The 18831-nt window shown below is 71.8% G+C and carries 16 protein-coding genes; 6 read left to right on the top strand and 10 right to left on the bottom strand.

Features of this window, described 5'->3' with window-relative positions; genetic code table 11:
• Window positions 1-13: 13 nt before the first annotated feature.
• From AC0L6Y_RS08760 to AC0L6Y_RS08730, 7 genes are all read right to left on the bottom strand, one after another.
• Window positions 14-610 carry a pyridoxamine 5'-phosphate oxidase family protein gene (locus tag AC0L6Y_RS08760; RefSeq protein WP_473551013.1) on the bottom strand — a complete coding sequence of 199 codons (597 nt, stop codon included), beginning with the start codon at window positions 608-610 and terminating at the stop codon, window positions 14-16.
• The gene (locus tag AC0L6Y_RS08755; RefSeq protein WP_473551010.1) at window positions 607-2730 is read right to left on the bottom strand and encodes a creatininase family protein; all 2124 of its coding nucleotides are present in this window, start codon (window positions 2728-2730) and stop codon (window positions 607-609) included. The genes AC0L6Y_RS08760 and AC0L6Y_RS08755 overlap by 4 nt, the downstream gene beginning before the upstream one ends.
• 23 nt (window positions 2731-2753) lie before the next feature.
• On the bottom strand, window positions 2754-3500 hold the full coding sequence (locus tag AC0L6Y_RS08750) for an SDR family NAD(P)-dependent oxidoreductase (RefSeq protein ID WP_473551008.1): 747 nt from the start codon (window positions 3498-3500) through the stop codon (window positions 2754-2756).
• A gap of 47 nt (window positions 3501-3547) precedes the next feature.
• Entirely contained in the window at window positions 3548-4720 is a 1173-nt protein-coding gene (locus AC0L6Y_RS08745; protein WP_473551005.1) for a substrate-binding domain-containing protein, read from the bottom strand.
• Between the two features lie 64 nt (window positions 4721-4784).
• Window positions 4785-5609, bottom strand: coding sequence for an ABC transporter permease (locus tag AC0L6Y_RS08740; RefSeq protein ID WP_473551002.1), 825 nt, complete (start codon window positions 5607-5609; stop codon window positions 4785-4787).
• Entirely contained in the window at window positions 5606-6385 is a 780-nt protein-coding gene (locus AC0L6Y_RS08735) for an ABC transporter ATP-binding protein (RefSeq protein ID WP_473550999.1), read from the bottom strand. Before AC0L6Y_RS08735 ends, AC0L6Y_RS08740 begins: the two co-directional genes overlap by 4 nt.
• A gap of 2 nt (window positions 6386-6387) precedes the next feature.
• The gene (locus AC0L6Y_RS08730; RefSeq protein WP_473550995.1) at window positions 6388-7638 is read right to left on the bottom strand and encodes an amidohydrolase family protein; all 1251 of its coding nucleotides are present in this window, start codon (window positions 7636-7638) and stop codon (window positions 6388-6390) included.
• Between the two features lie 206 nt (window positions 7639-7844).
• On the opposite strand from AC0L6Y_RS08730, the gene AC0L6Y_RS08725 reads away from it, so the two are divergent.
• Window positions 7845-8447 carry a helix-turn-helix domain-containing protein gene (locus AC0L6Y_RS08725; protein WP_473550992.1) on the top strand — a complete coding sequence of 201 codons (603 nt, stop codon included), beginning with the start codon at window positions 7845-7847 and terminating at the stop codon, window positions 8445-8447.
• Between the two features lie 43 nt (window positions 8448-8490).
• Complete coding sequence (locus AC0L6Y_RS08720) at window positions 8491-9450, top strand: PDR/VanB family oxidoreductase (protein ID WP_473550990.1); 960 nt, start codon at window positions 8491-8493, stop codon at window positions 9448-9450.
• A gap of 215 nt (window positions 9451-9665) precedes the next feature.
• On the opposite strand, the gene AC0L6Y_RS08715 is transcribed toward AC0L6Y_RS08720, so the two are convergent.
• Complete coding sequence (locus AC0L6Y_RS08715) at window positions 9666-10961, bottom strand: amidohydrolase family protein (RefSeq protein ID WP_473550987.1); 1296 nt, start codon at window positions 10959-10961, stop codon at window positions 9666-9668.
• A 38-nt stretch (window positions 10962-10999) separates the two neighbouring features.
• Here AC0L6Y_RS08715 and AC0L6Y_RS08710 point away from each other — a divergent pair, with 38 nt between their 5' ends.
• Complete coding sequence (locus AC0L6Y_RS08710; RefSeq protein WP_473550985.1) at window positions 11000-11968, top strand: XdhC family protein; 969 nt, start codon at window positions 11000-11002, stop codon at window positions 11966-11968.
• Window positions 11969-12621: 653 nt separating this feature from the next.
• Here AC0L6Y_RS08710 and AC0L6Y_RS08705 read toward each other — a convergent pair.
• Complete coding sequence (locus AC0L6Y_RS08705) at window positions 12622-15309, bottom strand: molybdopterin-dependent oxidoreductase (RefSeq protein WP_473558394.1); 2688 nt, start codon at window positions 15307-15309, stop codon at window positions 12622-12624.
• 2 nt (window positions 15310-15311) lie between these two features.
• Window positions 15312-16148, bottom strand: coding sequence for an FAD binding domain-containing protein (locus AC0L6Y_RS08700; protein ID WP_473550983.1), 837 nt, complete (start codon window positions 16146-16148; stop codon window positions 15312-15314).
• Window positions 16149-16210: 62 nt separating this feature from the next.
• Here AC0L6Y_RS08700 and AC0L6Y_RS08695 point away from each other — a divergent pair, with 62 nt between their 5' ends.
• The 3 genes from AC0L6Y_RS08695 (at window position 16211) to serA (ending at window position 18788) form a co-directional block, all read left to right on the top strand.
• Window positions 16211-16720, top strand: coding sequence for a hypothetical protein (locus tag AC0L6Y_RS08695; RefSeq protein WP_473550980.1), 510 nt, complete (start codon window positions 16211-16213; stop codon window positions 16718-16720).
• A complete protein-coding gene (locus tag AC0L6Y_RS08690) occupies window positions 16717-17022 on the top strand; it encodes a hypothetical protein (protein ID WP_473550976.1) in 306 nt (101 codons plus the stop codon). Before AC0L6Y_RS08695 ends, AC0L6Y_RS08690 begins: the two co-directional genes overlap by 4 nt.
• 173 nt (window positions 17023-17195) lie before the next feature.
• The gene (gene serA, locus AC0L6Y_RS08685; RefSeq protein ID WP_473550974.1) at window positions 17196-18788 is read left to right on the top strand and encodes a phosphoglycerate dehydrogenase; all 1593 of its coding nucleotides are present in this window, start codon (window positions 17196-17198) and stop codon (window positions 18786-18788) included.
• Window positions 18789-18831: the final 43 nt, after the last annotated feature.

Here is an 18831-nt window from a genome sequence, read left to right as displayed (position 1 = left end):
CCGGCTCAGATCGTCAGCCGGCAAGGAGCTTCACCGTCCACTGCGTGTCGGTGACGCTCGCGCGCGTGTAGTCGACGCGGCGGCTCGCCGTCTCGGCGCTGCCGATCCAGAAGCTCAGGCGCAGCGGGCGGACCAGGTGACCGATCCAGGTCGGGGGCTGCCCGATCCCGTCGGCGTGCGCGGCCTTGAACGCCGCCCACGACTCGATGCGATCCTCCTGCGGCAGGCTCGCGAACTCGATCGTGTTCTGCCACGCCAGCTGCTGCAGGTACTCGGAGCGGTTCGCGTAGGCGCGCGCCTGCTCCTCCGCGGAGGCGACCTCGGCAAGACCCTGGATGACAAGCTGGCGAGCCTCGTCAGGGAAGCGCGCGACGATCGCGGCGCCCGGGTTCGCGGCCAGCTGGGCGACCTTGCGCGAGCGCGAGTCCTCGTGGATGTAGAAGCCGTGCTCGTCGTACTCGCTCAGAAGCTGCGTGCGTGCGTCGGGGATGCCGTCCAGGCCGATGGTCGCCACCGTGACGACCGGGCGCTCCGGGTTCTCGTTCGAGGGCAGCCACTCGTGGAGCAGCTCCCACGGGTCGGCGGGAACGTTGTGCAGCTTGAGGTTCATCGCGACGCTCCGGGGAAGAAGCGCGAGACCTCGTCGAGCGCGGCGACGCCGTCGGCGACGAGCTGCGCCGCGACGCGTGCACCCACCTCGGCGCTCGAGCCGGTCGGGTCTCCGACGACGCCGGCGGAGTCGAAGTCGTCGCTCAGCCAGCCGAACTGCACCGGCTTGCCGGCGAAGCCGATCCGGGTGAAGTCGGCGATCTGGTCGGGGACGGCGCGCTCGGCGAGCTCGAGCGACACCAGGTCGGGGCGCAGGTGCATGACGAGCGAGGTCTCGCCCCAGCCGCCGTGGATGCCGAAGCCGCGTTCGTCGGGACCGTCGACCCCGTCACCGGCGGGAACCGCCACGTTGATGAGGAAGGTGCGAAGCCCGTGCAGGCGGCGAAGCTCACGCAGTGCCACCTGGAGCAGCGCCACGTTGCCGCCGTGCCCGTTGTAGAACACGAGCGTCTTCGCGCGGGTGTTGGCGATCGAGGCGCCGATCTCGCGCAGGGTGGCGAGCAGGGTGTCGGCGCCGATCCAGGCGGTGCCGGGAGCCCAGTGGTGCTCGTCCGATTTGGTGTAGGCCAGCGGAGGCATCCGCCAGACATCCAGGCCCGTCTCGACGGCGGCATCCACGACGCGCGCCGACATCTCGTCGGCCATCAGCAGGTCGGTGACGAGCGGCAGGTGGGCGCCGTGGTGCTCGATCGAGCCGACCGGCAGCACCATGATCGAGTCGGCGGTGAGGGTGGTCGCCAGCGCCGGGCCGGAGAGCTCGGCGAGTTCGCGCGTGCTGCCGCTCACAGCTGGCTGCCGGTGGCGACGGGCGCCGCGCGCTCGCAGCTTGCCCGGGTTGAGCAGGCCCTGCGGGTCGGTCGTCTCGGCGAGCTCGGCGGTGCGCACGGGCTCATAGTCGACGAACCACTGGTGAGGGTTGTGGTACCCGATGCCGAGCGCCTCGAGCTTCGCGAAGCCCGCGTAGACGTCCTCCGCGCTCGTGTATCGCCCGGCGAGCATGCCGATCGGGCGATCCTTCTGGCCCTCGATGTGCAGCATCCCGCCCTCGTAGACGGCGTGCACCTCGTCGATGCGGGTGGTGAGCGCGTCGCCGGCGACCTCGACGTGGAAGTAGGTGTTCGGGTACGCCTTCTGCAGCCACTCGATCGGGTGGTTGTAGCTGGTCATGCTGAGCTTGACGGTGGCCTGGGCGCCCTCACGGACATCCTCGACCCGGCCGCCCGCGGCCTCGACGAGCGCGCGCGCCTCGTCGACGGAGGCGACGTCGAGGATCGCGCGCAGGCTGGCGCGGCCGGCGGGGATCGCCGGGTCCTTCGGCAGCGCCTCGGCGAGGGTGGCGAGGTCGCCGGAGACCAGGCGCGGGGTCGGCTCCAGCTTCGAGAACGGGGTGATCAGGTCGAGCACCTGCTGGAAGTCGTCGAAGCTGGCGAGGAACGCGCGCCACTCCTGCCGCGGCTCCAGCCGCAGCGTGATGCGCGCGAGGATGCCGGCGGTGCCGTAGTTGTGGATGTACGGCTCGGTCGCCTCACCCTCCAGGTGCACGAGCTGCGCGTCGGGCACCGCGTGCACCACGTCGAGCGCGGTGACGAAGCCGGTGTGCAGCATGCCGTTCTTGATCGACCCGGTGCCGCCGGAGCCGCCCGAGACGAAGCCGCCGAGCGTGGACTGTGCGGTCGACGGGTACATCGGCAGCTGCTGGCCGGTCTTGGCCGCGGCCTGCTCCAGCGCGATCATCGTCGCGCCGGCATCCGCGATCAGGTAGCCATCGCCCACCTCGATGATCGAGCGCGCCTTCGAGGTGTCGAGCACCAGGCCGCCGGACATCGGGATGCCCTGGCCGTAGTTCCCGGTGCCCTTTCCGCGAGGCGTGATCGGCACGCCGTGGCGCACGGCGGCGCCGACGACCTCGGCGATCTGCTCGGCCGTGGTCGGGAACGCCACCAGCTGGGCGCGACCCAGCGGCAACTGCTCGCCGATCACCGGCGAGAGGTGCGAGCCGTCGATGGAGGCGCGCTCGAGGCTCGCGTCTTCGCTGCTCACGCCGAGCTCGCCCAGCAGGGTGCGCAGTTCGGCGGCGAGAGCGTCGACGCGGGCCGGGTCGACGGCGGGGAGGGTGCTCATCAGGGTGGATCCTTTCGGTGGTGCTAGTGCATCACCATGCCGCCCGTGACGTTCAGGGCTTGGCCGGTGAGGTAGGAGGCCTCGGAGGAGGCGAGGAAGAGCGCGAGGCTCGCAACGTCGTCGGGCACGCCGAGCCGGCCGAGCGGCGAGTAGCTCGTCCATTCGGCGATCTGCTCGTCGGTGCGCGTGGCGGCGCCCATTTCGGTGAGGATGTAGCCGGGGCAGATCGAGTTCGCGCGGATGCCGTGCTCGCCCCATTCGAGGGCGGCGGCGCGCGTGAGCGCGACGACCGCGGCCTTCGACGCGGCGTAGTGGCCCTCCATGGCGCCGCCCTTCTTGGCGGCCATGCTGGCGAGGTTGATGATCGATCCGCCGGTGCCGGCGTTGATCATGCTGCGCGCGGCCGACTGCATCGTCGTGAGCATCGCACGCGTGTTGATCGAGAACATGGTGTTCCAGTCCTCGACGGTGATGTCGAGGAGCGGAATCAGCTTGAAGATGCCGGCGCTGTTGACGAGCACGTCGACGCCGCCGAGCGAGGTGAGGGCCTCATCCATCGCCCGCGTGATGTCGTCGGGCTTGAGGAGGTCGACCTCGATGAAGCGCCCGCCGATCGCGGCGGCGTGCGCGGTGCCCTCCGGCACCAGCCGGTCGAGGATGCAGACGTCTGCACCCTCGACCGCGAGGCGGGCCGCGATGGCACCGCCGATGCCACGGGCTCCCCCGGTGACGACGACTCGGGATCCCGAGAGTCGGGGAGTGGTCGTCACCGAGGGAGCGTTCATGGCGTTGTGCTGTGTTTCTTGTTCGGTGGAGCTCAGAAGCCGATCGACGGGTCGATGAACGAGTCGTCGAACATGACATCCGCCGTCAGGTCGGTGACGATGCCCTTCTCCTCGTCAGCGCCGTACATCTCGGTGGCGATGTCGATGAGCGACTGCAGACGCTCGGGGTCGATGTTGCCGATGATGTCGTCGTGGCCGTTGCCCGCAAGACCGAGGTCGAGCTGAGCGGCGACCGAGTACTCGGCGACGTCCGCGCTGTAGATCCAGAAGGTGTTGTAGGCCTCCACCGCTTCGATGATGAGCGCGTTGGTCTCAACCGGGTCGGCGTAGTAGTCGAGCGCGGCCTGCTGCAGCACCGGCACGAGGGCGGTGAGGCAGTCGGCGTACTCGGTGATCGTCTCCGGCTTCACCGAGACGACGGCCGGGTACTTCGGGTAGCCCGCGTCGTTGATCAGCTCGAACGCGATCGGCTTGCCCCAGGCAGCGATCTCGTTCTCGTAGATGTACGGCTCGGCCGAGGCGAAGCCCTGCTGCGCGATCGTTCCGCCAGCGCCGACGAACACGTCCGGTGCGCCGTCGTAGGTGGAGTCGATCTGCTCAGCCGAGAAGACGCCGGTCGACACGAAGTAGTCGATGTAGTAGCCGCCGGGGAAGACGCGCACGGGCACGTCCGCCTCGCCGAGGTCAGCGATCGTCTCGACGTCCGGGAGGGTCTCCGGGTCCCACATGATCATCTGCGGGTCCTTCTCGAGCGGCGCGAAGACGCCGACCGTCGGGTAGGTGCCCGAGTGGACGACGGCCTCATCCGAGCCGACGTAGCCGGCGAAGATGTCATCCTCGGCGTACAGCATGCCGTCGGGCTGGAGGAAGTCGGGACGCGCCGATCCGCCGGAGACGATCGTGATGTCGACGCCGGTGTACTCGCCACTGGCCATCAGCGGGCCGGTGACCGAGTACTCGCTGGCCGCCTCGAAGGTCGGGTTCTCACCGACGAGCTCGTACAGGTGTCCGTGCTCGGCCTCGGGGAACCAGTCGGTCGCGATCTTGATGTCGGCGGGGCAGTTGGCCGCAGCGAGGTCGATCGAGCCGATGGTGAGTTCGGTCGTCTCCTCCGCGGGGGTCGCCTCGGTCGCGCAGCCGGCAAGGGCAAGCGACGAGATGGCGACTCCGGCGACAACGACACCGCGGGTGCGGGTGATTCGCATGGGTACTCCTTCGAGATGTGGTGTGGTGCAGTGGATGGTGCGGGGTGGTGCAGAGACTTCGGGATCAGCCGAAGTCGTACCATCGGCCGACCGCGAGCCGCGCGATCAGACCGAAGACTAGGAAGACGACGACGCCGAGCAGCGACGCGAGCAGCACCGAGGCGAAGAGCTCATCGGTCTGCAGTCGTGCCTGGTATCGACGGATCAGGGCGCCGATGCCGATGACGCCCTGCTGGAAGAAGAAGTCGCCGACGACCGCGCCGACGACCGAGAGCCCGGCCGAGATCCGCAGACCGGCGAAGATCGCGGGGGAGGCGGCGGGCAGCTGCAGCTTGGTCAGCACGACCCAGCGCGTCGCCTTCTGCAGCTGGAACAGCTCACGGTGGCTGCGGTCGACCGACTGCAGGCCGAAGTAGGTGTTCGACACCATCGGGAACAGCGCGATCAGCAGGCAGACCACGCTGCGGGCGTAGAAGCCGTCCTCGACCCAGAAGGCGATCAGCGGCGTGATGGCGAGAATCGGGATGCTCTGCAACACCACCGCGTACGGGTAGGTCGAGCGCTCGATCCACTTCGCCTGGCTCATCGCGATCGCCCACACGATGCCGATCACGGCGGCGAGGAGAAGACCGAAAAGCGTCGTCTGCAGCGTGACCCCGAGCCCGGCGAAGATCTCTTCGCGGGTCGAGTCGCGGAGGAAGACGCCGAGCACCTGATGCGGCGGCGGCAGGATGAAGCTGCGCTGGCCGAGCGAGGCCGAGATGGCGTACCAGAGGCCCAGCACCCCGGCGAAGACCAGGACGGGCGGACCCCAGATGCCGATCTTGGCGGGGCCGGCGCCGCGGCCGGAGGTGATGCGCGGGGCGACCGCGGTGGATTCGGCGCTCATGAGTGTGCTCCTCGGAGTGCGTGAGAGACCTTGCCGACGAGTTCGGCGAATTCGCCCGTGAACCGGATCTCCGGGTCGCGCGGCATGTCGAAGGGGACCTCGAACTCGTCGACGATCGTGCCGGGGCGGCCCGACATGACGATGACGCGGGTCGAGAGGTACACGGCCTCGGAGACCGAGTGGGTGATGAACAGGCCGCCGAACTGCTTCTCGGCGAAGAGCTTGATGAGCTCGTCGTTGAGGCGCTCGCGGGTGATCTCGTCGAGCGCGCCGAACGGCTCATCGAAGAGGAACAGCTCCGGGTCGAGGGTGAGCGAGCGGGCGAGCGAGGTGCGCATCCGCATGCCACCGGAGAGCTGCTTCGGCAGGTGCTTCTCGAAGCCGCTCAGGCCGACCAGGTCGATCGCCTCCTGCGCCTTCTTGCGCCGAACCGCCATCGTGTCCCACTGCAGCTCGGCGAGCAGCTCCACGTTCGCCATGACGTTGCGCCACGGCAGCAGCGTCGCGTCCTGGAAGACGTAGCCGATGCGGTCGGTCGCCAGCGACGCGGTTCCGTCACTCGCGCTCTCCAGCCCCGAGGCGATGCGCAGCAGCGTGCTCTTGCCGCAGCCCGAGGGGCCGACGACCGTGACGAACTCGCCACGGCGAACCTTCAGGTCGACCGAGTGCAGGGCGACCGTGCCGTTCGGGAACGTCATCTCGACGTTCTCGAAGTCGAGCAGCGGCTCGCCCGTCGCGCTCGGTGTTGTTGTCGGACTGACTTCTGTCTGCGCCATGGCTATCGCGCTCCCGTCGGGGTGAGGTGGGCAGTGGGGACGGCAACGTCGGAGGAGACCGTGGTGCGCGCGACGAGTCGGCCGCGGTGGATCACGAGGCGCTCGGCGGAGGCCTCGGCGACGACCTCGGGCAGGCTCGCGCCGCGCACGGCCAGCAGTTCGGCGGCGGCGCCGACGGTGACGCCCGCGGTCGGCAGCGCGAGCACCTCGCGGGCGCCGTCGCTCACCGCCGTCCAGGCTTCGTCGACGGTGAGGTGACCGGCGGTCACGAGCAGCATCGCCGTCTCGAACGGGTCGGAGCGGCCGAGCGGGTTGAAGGGGTCGCGCACGTTGTCGGCGCCGGCGGCGAAGCGGGCCTTCGCGTCCACCAGGGCGCGCACGGCGGTGAGGCCGCGCGGGGTGGCGACGTCGTCGCCCCAGCCCTGCAGGTAGAGGTTCGTGATCGGGTTGGCGATGACGCCGATGCCGGCCGCGACGACCGCGCTGACCAGCCCGTCGCGCTCGGCGGCCGGCAGCGTGCCGAGGCGCACGCAGTGACCGGCGGAGGTGTTCTGCGTCCAGGTCGCCACGATGCGGGCGTACTCGCCCAACGTGACGGCGCCGTCGAGGCTCTCGTCGGTGTGCAGGTCGACCGGCAGGCCGCGGCGCTCGGCGATCTCCAGCAGGCGGCGCAGGTCATCCAGCGGCTCGGGCGCCAGGTGCGGGGCACCGCCGACGACGTCGACTCCCGCATCCAGTGCGGCTTCGACGGCCGCGCTGTCGATGTCGGGTCCCGGCAGAGCGACGATCTCGATGTCGATCAGGTCGGCGAGCTCGTCGCGCACCTGCAGCAGCGCGTGCACTCCGCGCAGCGGCTCGTCGCCGAGCAGGATGTCGACGTGGGTGCGGATCGCGGTCGTGCCCTTGGCGAGCATCGCGAGCGCCTGGGCGCGGGCGCGCTCGGCCACATCCTCGACCGTCATGGTGGCCGCGTAGGCGCGCCAGGATTCGATGGCCAGCTCCAGGTCGCCCATCGGCGGACGGATCGCATCCCACGAGCGCGTCTTGTCGAGGTGGGCGTGCGGCTCGGCCGCGGCCGTGACGAGGAGGTAGCCGTCGAGGTCCAAGACGGTGGAGGCATCGGCCGGAAGAGCGGCGGTGCCCGCGGGGAGGATGTCGGCGACCGTGTCGCCCTCGATCACGACGTCGACCCGTTGGCCGTCCGCAAGGCGCGCGTGTCGCAGCAGCGCGATCGAGGCAGGCAACAGGGTCACGGGTGGGTCTCCTCGGGGGGAAAGCGGAGGCCGCTGCGGCGCCGGTGACGAGCGGGTGAATGTTGATAGTTTCAACATGCTTCAAGTTAGGGACGGTGCGTTTCCGTTGCGTAACACGGCAGTTTCGCCGTATTAACTCAGGCGGTCCCGGTTCGTCGCGGCGTTGTCGGCTGTGGTACCCCTTGCTGGAGCAGAGAGGAGGGACCATGTCGCCGATCGAGACCGCGTCGGTGTCCGGGCCGGACGTTCAGGCCGAGCGAATCGGGGCGCGCATCCGCCAATTGCGCCACGCGCGCGGCATGACGCTCGTCCAGCTCGCCGACAAGGCGGCGCTCTCGCATCCGTTCCTCTCGCAGCTCGAGCGCGGCCGCGCCCGCCCGAGCATCTCCTCGCTCGAGAAGATCGCCCGCGCGCTCGGCTCCAGTCAGGTCGAGCTCCTCGCCGGGGCGGGTGGCGCCGACGGCGACGCGGACGCCCCCGTGTCGCTCGTGCGCTCTGTCGGCGGCACGCGCGGGCACTACGCCGAAGGCGAGGCTCGGATGCTCGTCGCCGGCGACTCCGCACGCTTCCACCCGATGATGGTCACCGGCTCCAACCCCGACTTCGGGGATGCCTTCGAGCACGCCGAAGACGAGTTCCTGCACGTCGTCGAGGGGCGCATCGAGATCGACCTGGGCGATCGCGGCGTCTTCCAGCTCAGCGCGGGAGACTCCCTGTACTACGTCGGCGGAACGCCGCACCGCTGGCGATCGCTCGCCGACGGCGGCTACCGCCTGTTCATCGTGAAAGAGCACCCCGCGACGCTCTGAGTCGCCGCACGATCGCACCACCGCACACCCCTGAGAGGCACCCATGTCACGCCCCCGCGCCGCCGACGCCGAGGTCACCGTTGTTTCCCGAATCGCCGCGACCGACACGGTCACGATGCTCGAGCTGGCGTCCCTCGACGGCGCTCCGCTTCCGGCGTGGGAGCCGGGTGCCCACATCGACGTGCTGATGCCCTCGGGGCTCGTGCGGCAGTACTCGCTGTGCGGCGACCCGACCGCGGCGAACTGGCGCATCGCGGTGCTGCGGGAGGAGGTCAGTCGGGGCGGGTCCGAGTGGATCTGCTCCTCTGTCGAGGAGGGCGCCGCGCTGCGCCTCGCCGGGCCGCGCAACCACTTCTTCTTCGCACCGACCGCGGACGCTCCGGTGCTGTTCTTCGCGGCCGGCATCGGCGTCACCCCGATCGCGCCGATGGCGGCGGCCGCGGCGGCGGCGGGGCTCGACTACCAGGTGCACTACTCGGGTCGCGCCCGCGAGCGGATGGCGCTGCTCGACGAGCTCGAGGGGCTGCATGGCGAGCGGCTCGTCGCGCACGTCTCGGGCGAGGGAACGCGTGTCGATCTCGCGGCCGTCCTCGGCTCGGCGTCGGCCGGCACCGTCGTCTACGCCTGCGGGCCGGGGGAGTACCTCGACGCCGTCTCGGCCGCCGCCGAGGCAGCCGGACTCGAACTGCACCTGGAGCACTTCGAGGCCGTCGAGGCCGCCGCTCCCGTGTGGGACGGCGCCTTCGAGGTCGAACTGGCCCTCACCGGGGTGACCGTCGAGGTGCCGCCGGGGCGCAGCATCCTGGAGGTCGCGGAGGAGAACGGGGCCTTCGTGCTCTCCTCGTGCACCGAGGGCACGTGCGGAACCTGCGAGACGCCGGTCATCGAGGGCGAGGTCGACCACCGCGACTCGATCCTCACCCCGCAGGAGCGCGAGCGGGGCGACGTGATGTACGTCTGCGTCTCGCGGGCGGCCTGCCCGAAGCTCGTGCTCGAGCTCTAGGCCCCGTTCTCGGCGCCCGCCGCCGCTCAGCGCCGCGCGCTGGCACCTTGCGGCCGCTCAGCGCGGCTCAGTGCGTCGTTTCTCCGGAGATAGTGCCGTGCGCTCACGTCGAGGCCGCGTGCTTCCGGGGCGGGCGCGTGGAATCTCCGGAGAAACGACACAGTGTGGGGGCGGATACGGCGCCGGGCGGTGTGCGAGATCGGCAGCGGGACGGCTCAGGCGACGAACTCGCGCACGGACGCGGCGAGGGCCGCCGCGTCACCGGTGACCAGCTCGTAGTCGCGCACCACGACGCGTCCGGCGACGATCACGTGGCGCGGCCGACGGCCGGGGTTCGCCCACAGCAGGCCGGCGACCGGATCGGCGACCCCGGCATCCGCGACGCCCGAGACATCCCACACGCAGAGATCCGCGGCGGCGCCCGGGCGAAGGTGCCCGAGCTCGTCGCGCCCGAGGCCGGTGGCGGATCCGGCGGTCGCCATCCCGATCACCTCGCGGGCGGGAAGCTGGTCGCCGACCAGCCCCGAGACCTGCATCGCCAGGCGCGCGTCGGCGAGCAGGTGCCCCGCGTCGTTCGAGCCGCCGCCGCTGGTGCCCAAGCCGACGGTGATGCCCGCGGCCCGCAGTGCGGCGACGGGGGCGATGCCCCAGCCCATCGGCACGTCGCAGCCGGGGGCATGCGTGGCGGTGACGCCCGCCGCGGCGAGTCGCGCGATCTCGTCATCGGTCACATCGCACAGGTGCGCGAGCGTGACGTCGGGGCCGAGCCAGCCCCACTCCTCGAGCAGGTCCAGCGGACGCTTGCCGTACTTCTCGAGCGCGATCGCCACGTCGACCTGCTCGTTCGACTGGGTGCGGCGCCGGAGGCCGTGGCGTGCGGCGACCTCACCGAGCAGCGCGAAGCTCTCGCGCGGATCGCTGTGCACCCCCGCCGGTCCGACCGCGAGTTGCAGCATGCCGTCTTCCGACACACCGCCGGATGCCCCGGGCAGCAGCGCCTGCACGATCGCCTCCGCGCTCGCCGCCGCCTCGTTCGGGTCGTCGCGCGCGGCGCCGCGTACGAAGGCGAGGCGTCCGCCCAGTTCGCGCGCCGCCTCCGCGGTCGCGCGAGCGAGCTCGACCGAGGCCTCGGCGGGCAGCCCGGTGGGCCAGCTCAGGTGGTGATCGGCGACCGTCGTCACCCCGAACAGCAGCCCCTCGGCGACCCCGACCGAGGCCGCGGCGCGCATCAGCTCAGGGCTGATGCCGACACGGGAATATGCCGCGGCCATGGTCGGCAGCCACTCGGCCATCGGAACCCCGCGCGTGCCCGGCAGCGTGCGGAAAGCGGACTGCATCAGGTGGTGGTGCGCGTTGACCAGGCCGGGCGTGACGACGCATCCGGAGACGTCGAGCGACTCGCCAGTGGGCTCGGCTCCCGGTTCGGCGACGACCGCGCCGTCCAGAACGAGCTCGCCGCTCGACTCGGTGGCGGCGTCGTGCAGGATCGCGGTCGCGTTGCTCAGAATCACGAAACGATCCTGACATCCGAATGTGTCACGCTGATGTCGTGCTTGAGCTCGCGGATCGCCTCCTCGCCCGGCTGCACGCCGGTCGCGAGCTCGTCGTGGCGACCGTGATCGGCGTCGACGGGTCCGCCCCGCGCACCCTCGGCACCTCGATGGCGTGGGACGGCGAGCGGGTCATCGGCTCGATCGCCGGCGGATGCGTCGAAGGCGCCGTGCTCGACGTCGCCGACCGCGTCCTCGACGACGGCGTGACACGCGTGATCGAGTTCGGCGTCCCCGATGACGGCGCGGCGGGGGAACTGGCGCTCGAGGCCGGTCTCAGCTGCGGCGGCGCGCTCACCCTGCACCTGGCGCTGCTGCGTCCGGCGGATGCGGCGCTCGCCGCCCTCGAACGCGCGTCCGCGGGCGGGTCGTCCCGCATCCGACTGACCGAGGCGGGGTTCGCCATCGATGAGTGCGACAGCCTCTTCGTCGACGAGAAGGTGCCGCCCGCGCGTCTGATCATCGTCGGCGCGATGGAGTTCTCGGTCGCCCTGGCGGCGGCGGCGCAGCCGCTCGGCTACGCCGTGACCGTGTGCGACCCGCGCGCCGTGTTCATGACCCCGGAGCGCTTCCCGGGCGCCGAGCTCGTCGTGCAGTGGCCGACCGAGTTCGTGCGCGACACCGAACTCGATGAGCGCAGCGTTATCTGCCTGCTGAGCCACGACGACCGCTTCGACGCCGAGGCCCTGCTGCTCGCCCTGCGCTCGCCCGCGCGCTACGTCGGCGCGATGGGCTCGCGGCGCACGGATGCGCGTCGCCGCGCGCGACTCGCGGAGCTCGGAGCCGGCAGCGAGGAGCTCGCTCGACTGCACTCGCCGATCGGGCTCGACCTGGGGGCATCCACCCCCGAGGAGACAGCGGTCTCGATCCTCGCCGAGGTGCTGCAAGAGCGCGCCGCCGCAAGCGCCCGCCCGCTCGCCGACCTCGACGGCGCCATCCACGCGCGCCCCGCCCGTCCCGCCCGCTGACCCGCGCCCCGCGCTGACCCGCGCCGCACACTGACCCGCGCCCCTCCCCGCGCCGTGCCCCGCGCTGACCCGCGCCCCGCTTTCCCGCGCCAACCCTCACCCCCACCCCCGGCGAGCGTTGCCAAAAGTGGGGTGTGGGCCCGCGGGATCGCACGTTTGGCACCGCTCGCGGGGTGCCAGGGTTTGCTGGGGGCCGCGGGTGCGCTCGGCGCACCCGCGCGCGGCGCCCGGCGCGGCTGCCCCGCGCGGAGTGCGAGTGTGCGCACGCCGCCCGCTGGTGCACGGCGTCATGGGCGCGAGCGGTGCCAAAAGCGCGGTGTGGGGGCGTGGGATCGCATGTTTCGCACCGCTCGCGGGGTGTCAGGGGTTGCTGGGGGCTCTCGCGTGCGCGCAGCGCGCTCGCGCGCGGCGCCCGGCGCGGCTGCCCCGCGCGGGGTGCGAGTGTACGCACGCCGCCCGCTGGTGCACGGCGTCATGGGCGCGAGCGGTGCGAAAAGCGGGGTGTGGGCGCGCGGGATCGCACGTTTGGCACCGCTCGCGGGGGTGTGGGGTGCGCGCGCGGCCCGCGCTCTGCGCGGCGTGCATGCGCGTGCCAGGTGCGCGCGGCGCGGGCCCTAGGCGCGGGCCCTACGCGCAGCGCGAGCGCGCGGGCCCTACGCGCGACCCGCGGCGAGGCGCCAGACGCGGTCGCGTGACATCGGGATCTCGACCGGGCGCACGCCCAGCGCATCCCGGATCGCGTTGGCGACGGCCGGGGCGACCGGGTTGTACGGCGCCTCCGACATCGACTTGGCACCGAGCGGGCCGAGGTCCGAGTGCGTCTCGGCGAAGAGCACCTCGGTGCGCGGCAGGTCGGCGAACTGGGGGATGTGGTAGTTCCGGAACACGTCGGTGGTGATCCGTCCTTCCTCCAGCATGACCTCCTCGTAGAGCGCCGAGCCGTAGGCCTGCGCCGCACCGCCCTCGATCTGGCCGCGCAGCTGCTCCGGGTTCAGTACCGTGCCGGCATCCGCGGCCTGGATGGAGCGCAGGATGCGCACCTCACCGCTGCCGGGATCGACGGCGACGCGCACCCCGTGCACGTTGAACGCGACGGTGCGCGGCGTTCCGTCGTGCGTGGCGGTGGCGACCCGCTCCCCGCCCTTGGCGAGCTGCGCGGCGAGCGCCGTCGCGGCAGCGAAGACCGCCTTGCCGGCGACGACGACGCCGGTGGAGCCGTAGGCCCCGGTGTCGTGCCGCGCCCCGGCCACTGCGGTGTCGGACTGGCGGATGCGCACCCGCTCCGGCGTCGTCCCGAGCGCCGTGGCGGCGAGCTGCGCGTGCACCGTGGTGGTGCCGTTGCCGAACTCGGCGGTGCCGACCTGGACCTCGTAGAGCGCGCCGTCCGGCTGCTCCCCGTCGAGAGCCCGCACGGTCGCCTCGGCGAAGTGCCCGCGCGGCGGGATCGTGGCGATCATGGCGAGGGCGACGCCGTCGCCGATCCGCCAGTCGCGGCCCGCGTCGAGCGAGCGCATGCCGCGGCCCAGCTGGCCGAGTTCGGGTCCGTCCTGATCGAGCGCCGCCTCGACGAGGTCGAGGCACTGGCGAAGTCCGTCGGCGCCGTCGTAGGCGATGTCGCCGGAGTCCTCCTCGATGGTGCGGATCGGATCACCGGGTCGCACGCCGTTGCGTCGGCGCAGCTCGAACGGGGAGATGCCGAGCTCGCGGGCGAGCTCATCCATCGCCGATTCGATCGCGAAGATCACCTGGCCGAGGCCGTAGCCGCGGAACGCGCCCGAGGGCGGGTTGTTCGTGTAGACGGACTGCGCATCCACCCGCACGTTGTCGCAGCGGTAGGTCGCGACCGACTCGTGGACGGAGTGGTACATGACGCCGACGCCGTGGTTGCCGTAGGCGCCGGTGTCCATGATCTGGTCGATGGCGAGTGCGGTGAGGGTGCCGTCGCGGCGGGCGCCGAGGGTGACGCCGACCCGCATCGGATGCCGCCCCGGCGCGATGCGGAACTCGTCGGTGCGCGTGAACTCGTACTGCACCGCGCGCCCGGTCTTGAGCACGGCGAGCGTCACCAGGTCTTCGGTCAGCAGCTCCTGCTTGCCGCCGAAGCCGCCGCCGACGCGGGTGGCGAAGACGCGCACCTTCTCGCGCTCGAGGTCGAAGATGCGGGCGACTTCGTCGCGGATCAGGTACGGCACCTGGGTGGAGGTGCGCAGCACGAGCGTGCCGGTGCGGTCCAGCCAGCCGCGGGTGGCGTGGGTCTCGAGGGCGGCGTGCGCCACCCGCGAGGTGAAGAACCGATCCGAGACGGTGACGTCGGCCTCGGCGAGGGCCGCCGTGACGTCGCCGCGCTCGCCGTGCACCTCGGCGACGGTGTTGCGGGCGGCGTCGGCGATGCGCGACGACGCGGGCTTCTCGGCGTGCAGCAGCGGGGCGCCGGGGGAGCGCGCGTCCTCGGGGTCGAAGACGGCGGGCAGGAGCTCGTACTCGACATCGATGAGGTCGAGCGCGCGCGTGGCGACGCCGACCGTGTCGGCGACGACCGCGGCGACGCGCTGCCCGTAGTGCCGCACCACGGTGTCGAGCACGAGCGTGTCGTCGGGATCGTCGGTGCGCGCCTCGTGGCGGCCGGTGGAGAACAGCGTCTGCGGCGAGTCCTCGTGGGTGAGCACGGCGTGCACGCCGTCGAGCGCGAGCGCGCGGCGGGCGTCGATCGACAGGATGCGTGCGTGCGCGTGCGGCGAGCCCAGCACCGCGAGGTGCAGCAGTCCGGTCGTCGTGGTGGCGGCGTCGGCCGGGTCGGCGGTCACGCCGATGGCGGCGTCGAGCGTGTACGCCTCGCGACCGCTGACGACGCGGCGCGCGGCGGGCGGGGCGACGGATCGCCCGGCGGCGGCGCCGCTCGTCACGGTCTCGGTGTTGGCCGTGCCGCAGACGGCATCCTCGATCGCGCGGTAGCCGGTGCAGCGGCACAGGTTGCCCTTGAGCGCGTTCGGAAGGTCGGCGCGCTGCTCGTCGGTGAGGGCGGAGGCGGTGACCACGAATCCGGCGGTGCAGAATCCGCACTGGAAGCCGCCCGCGGCCACGAAGGCCTCCTGCACGGGGTGCGGATGCTCGGGCGTTCCGAGCCCGGCCGCGGTGGTGACGGTGGTGCCGTCGGCGCGGTGGGCCGGGGTGATGCAGGAGTGCATCGGGGTGCCGTCGACGAGCACGCTGCACGCCCCGCAGTCGCCCGCATCGCAGCCCTTCTTGACGCTGAACACGTCGGCCTCGCGCAGCAGGGTGCGCAGCACCTGCCCGGGGCGCGGCTCCAGCTCGCGCTGCTCGCCGTCGACCACGACTCGGATGCTCACCGCGCCTCCTCCGCTGTCAGTTCGAGGCGCAGCTCTTCCGCCATCGCCAGGGTGCGTGCGCGGCGCCAGTCGGGGGCGCCGTGCGCGTCGTCGTACCAGCCGTCGCCCGCGGCGACGCTCGCCTCGATCGCCTCGCGCAGCTCGTCGGCGGTCGGGGGCGCGGCGAACCAGACGCGGTGCGGGCGCGTGGTGGCGGCGGTGACGGTGGCGACGAAGCTGCCGGCGGCATCCCGCCGGGCGATCACGATCGCGCCGGAGCGTCCGAGCGGGGCGAGGGCGGAGCGCCGGAATCCGACGCGGGCACGCAGCGCGTGCGCGGGCAGGTCGATGCGGCGCAGCACCTCGCCCGGGCTGAGCGCGGTCGTGCGCACGCCGGTCACGAATTCGGTGATCGGGAGGCGGCGCTCGCCGCCGTCGGCCTGCCAGATGAGCGCCTCGCCGTCGAGCGCGGAGGTCAGGCTGGTCATGGCGCCCGCGGGCAGGGCCATGCAGACGTTGCCGCCGACGGTGGCGGCATTCCAGATCTTCCACGAGGCGACGAGCGACTCGGCGGCCCGGCGAAACAGCGGCGCGACGCCGGGGCCCCAGGCGGGGTCGGCGGGATGCGCGAGCAGCTGCGCGATCGTGCACGTCGCGGCGATGCGGAGCCCGCCCGCCTCCTCGGCGTCGACGGGCGTCCAGCCGAGGGTCATCAGGTCGACGAGCTCCTCGAGGCCGGGCTGCGGTTCGGAGTACAGCCACGTGCCGCCCGCGAGCGGGCGGACGTGCTCGTTCACGCGCAGGTCGTCGCGCGTGCGGGCGGCGCGCAGGGCGCGCACCTCGATCAGGTCCATGTTCATACAGTCAACATCACGTGTGTGTCGGATATGTAACGCCGGACCGTGACAATGGGACGGTGAGCACGCGCGATTCCGCCCCCGCCGAGGGACCCGACGATCCGGACGACGAGGCCCTGAGCTGGGCCGGCGACGAGGACCGCGGGGGAGTCGCACCGCGCCGCTCCGGCACGACGGCGACCGACCCCGCGAGCGACGCCGTCGCGGCGGATCCGATGGACGCGGAGACGGGCGACGAGCCGGATGCCGAGGCAGCCGCGCCCACGCCGAGCAGCCCCGCGCGCACCGCCGCCACCGCCGTCTTCGCGGCGCTCTACCTCGCGATCGTGCTCGGCTGGGTGCTGTCGGTGCAGTCCACCTCCTCCGGATCGACGGAGCTGTTCGTCGACGTCACCTGGCAGTTCGGCGAGTTCATGGCGCTGGTCGCGGGCATGCTGTGGTTCGGCGCCGTGTTCACCCTCACCCGCACGCGATCGACGCTCGAGCGCGTCGGCTGGTGGGCGCTCGGCACGGCGATTCTGGTGCCGTGGCCACTCGTCTTCGTCGTGATCGCGGAGGCCTCCGCATGATCGCCGTGGTGCTCGTCTTCGCGCTGCTGTTCGGTCTCGCCGAGTTCACGGCGATCTCGAACCTGCTGGTGCTGCCCGCCTACTACGAGCTGCTCGGGATCGGCGCGGCCACCCCGTGGCCCCTCCTCATCGCCGGGGTGGTGATTCCGCCGCTGTTCTTCGGGCTCGCGCTGCTCGCGGGGCGCCGGTGCGTCACCGTGTTCGATCGCGCGCTGATCCTCGCCGTGGCGCTCGCCGCGACCCACGCGCTCGCGCTCAGCGCGGTGTCGTTCGCCAGCGCGATCCAGCCCGCGATCGGCTGAGCGAGCCCGGCACCGCGCCTCCGCTGCGGTTTCGGAGCGAGGTCGGAGCGCGGTCGGTGTGCGCACCGTCGTCGCGGGCGGCCCGCGTCCACTAAACTCGGTACCGCCGCGCCCGCCACCGCCGAGGCGCACTCTTGCGGCCCTCTGGCCGCCGAACCCCGAGGAACGACCACGTGGCCAAGCCGATCGTCCTGATCGCCGAAGAACTTTCACCCGCAACCGTCGAGGCTCTCGGCCCCGACTTCGAGATCCGCTCCGTTGACGGCACCGACCGTCCGGCGCTGCTCTCGGCGCTCGCCGAGGCGCACGCGATCCTGATCCGCTCGGCGACGCAGGTCGACGCCGAGGCGATCGCCGCGGCGCGTCAGCTGAAGGTCGTCGCCCGCGCCGGCGTCGGACTCGACAACGTCGACATCAAGGCCGCGACCGAGGCCGGCGTCATGGTCGTCAACGCGCCGACGTCGAACATCATCAGCGCCGCCGAGCTCACGGTCGGGCACATCCTGAGTCTGGCGCGCCACATCCCGGCCGCGCACGCGAGTCTCGCGGCGGGGGAGTGGAAGCGCTCCAAGTACACCGGCACCGAGCTGTACGAGAAGACGGTCGGCATCATCGGCCTCGGCCGCATCGGCGCGCTCATCGCGGCGCGCCTCCAGGCTTTCGGCGTCGAGATCGTCGCCTACGACCCCTACGTCACGGCCGCTCGCGCCCAGCAGCTGGGCGTGCGCCTTGTGGAGCTCGACGAGCTCATCTCGACGGCCGACTTCGTCACGATCCACATGCCGAAGACCCCCGAGACCACCGGCATGATCGGCGAGGCGCAGCTCAAGGCGATGAAGCCGACCGCGTACGTCGTGAACGTCGCGCGCGGTGGCCTCATCGACGAGGCGGCGCTCGCCCAGGCTCTCCGCGACGGGGAGATCGCCGGCGCCGGCATCGACGTCTTCACGAGCGAGCCGCCCACCGACGACCTGCTCACCAGCGCTCCGAACATCGTTGTCACCCCGCACCTCGGCGCCTCCACGGCGGAGGCGCAGGAGAAGGCGGGCGTGTCGGTCGCCAAGAGCGTGCGCCTCGCCCTCAGCGGCGAGCTCGTTCCGGATGCGGTCAACGTCGCCGGCGGCGTCATCGACCCGCAGGTGCGCCCGGGCATCCCGCTCATGGAGAAGCTCGGCCAGGTCTTCGCCGGTCTCGCCGACGACCCGCTCGCCTCGATCGACGTCGAGGTGCGCGGTGAGATCGCCGACCTCGAGGTCGGCGTGCTCAAGCTCGCGGCGCTCAAGGGCGTCTTCACGAACGCGGTGACCGAGCACGTCAGCTACGTGAACGCGCCGCTGCTCGCGGAGCAGCGCGGCATCGCGGTGCGCCTCATCACGGATCCGGTGAGCGAGGAGTACCGCAACGTGCTCACGATCCGCGGCGCCACGAGCGACGGAACGCAGCTCTCGGTGAGCGGAACGCTGACCGGCACGAAGCAGATCGAGAAGATCGTCGAGATCAACGGCTACGACGTCGAGGTGCCGCTCGCCGAGCACTTCGTCGTGATGCTCTACACCGACCGGCCCGGCATCGTCGCGGTGTACGGCCAGCAGTTCGGCGACGCGGGCATCAACATCGCCGGCATGCAGATCGCACGTCACCACGCGGGCGGCGAGGCGCTCAGCGTGCTGACGATCGACTCGCCGGCGCCCGAGGGGCTGCTCGAGTCGGTGCGCGAGGCGATCAACGCCACCCTGCTGCGCGAGATCGACGTCGTCTCCGACTAGTTTCCCCTGATCAACCGGCAGTCTCCGCCTCGTCGGGGTGAAC

The organism is Pseudolysinimonas sp. 10J20-29, from assembly GCF_055809595.1.
The sequence above is the reverse complement of the archived record's forward strand: the minus strand, read 5'-3'. Positions and strand labels throughout refer to the sequence as shown.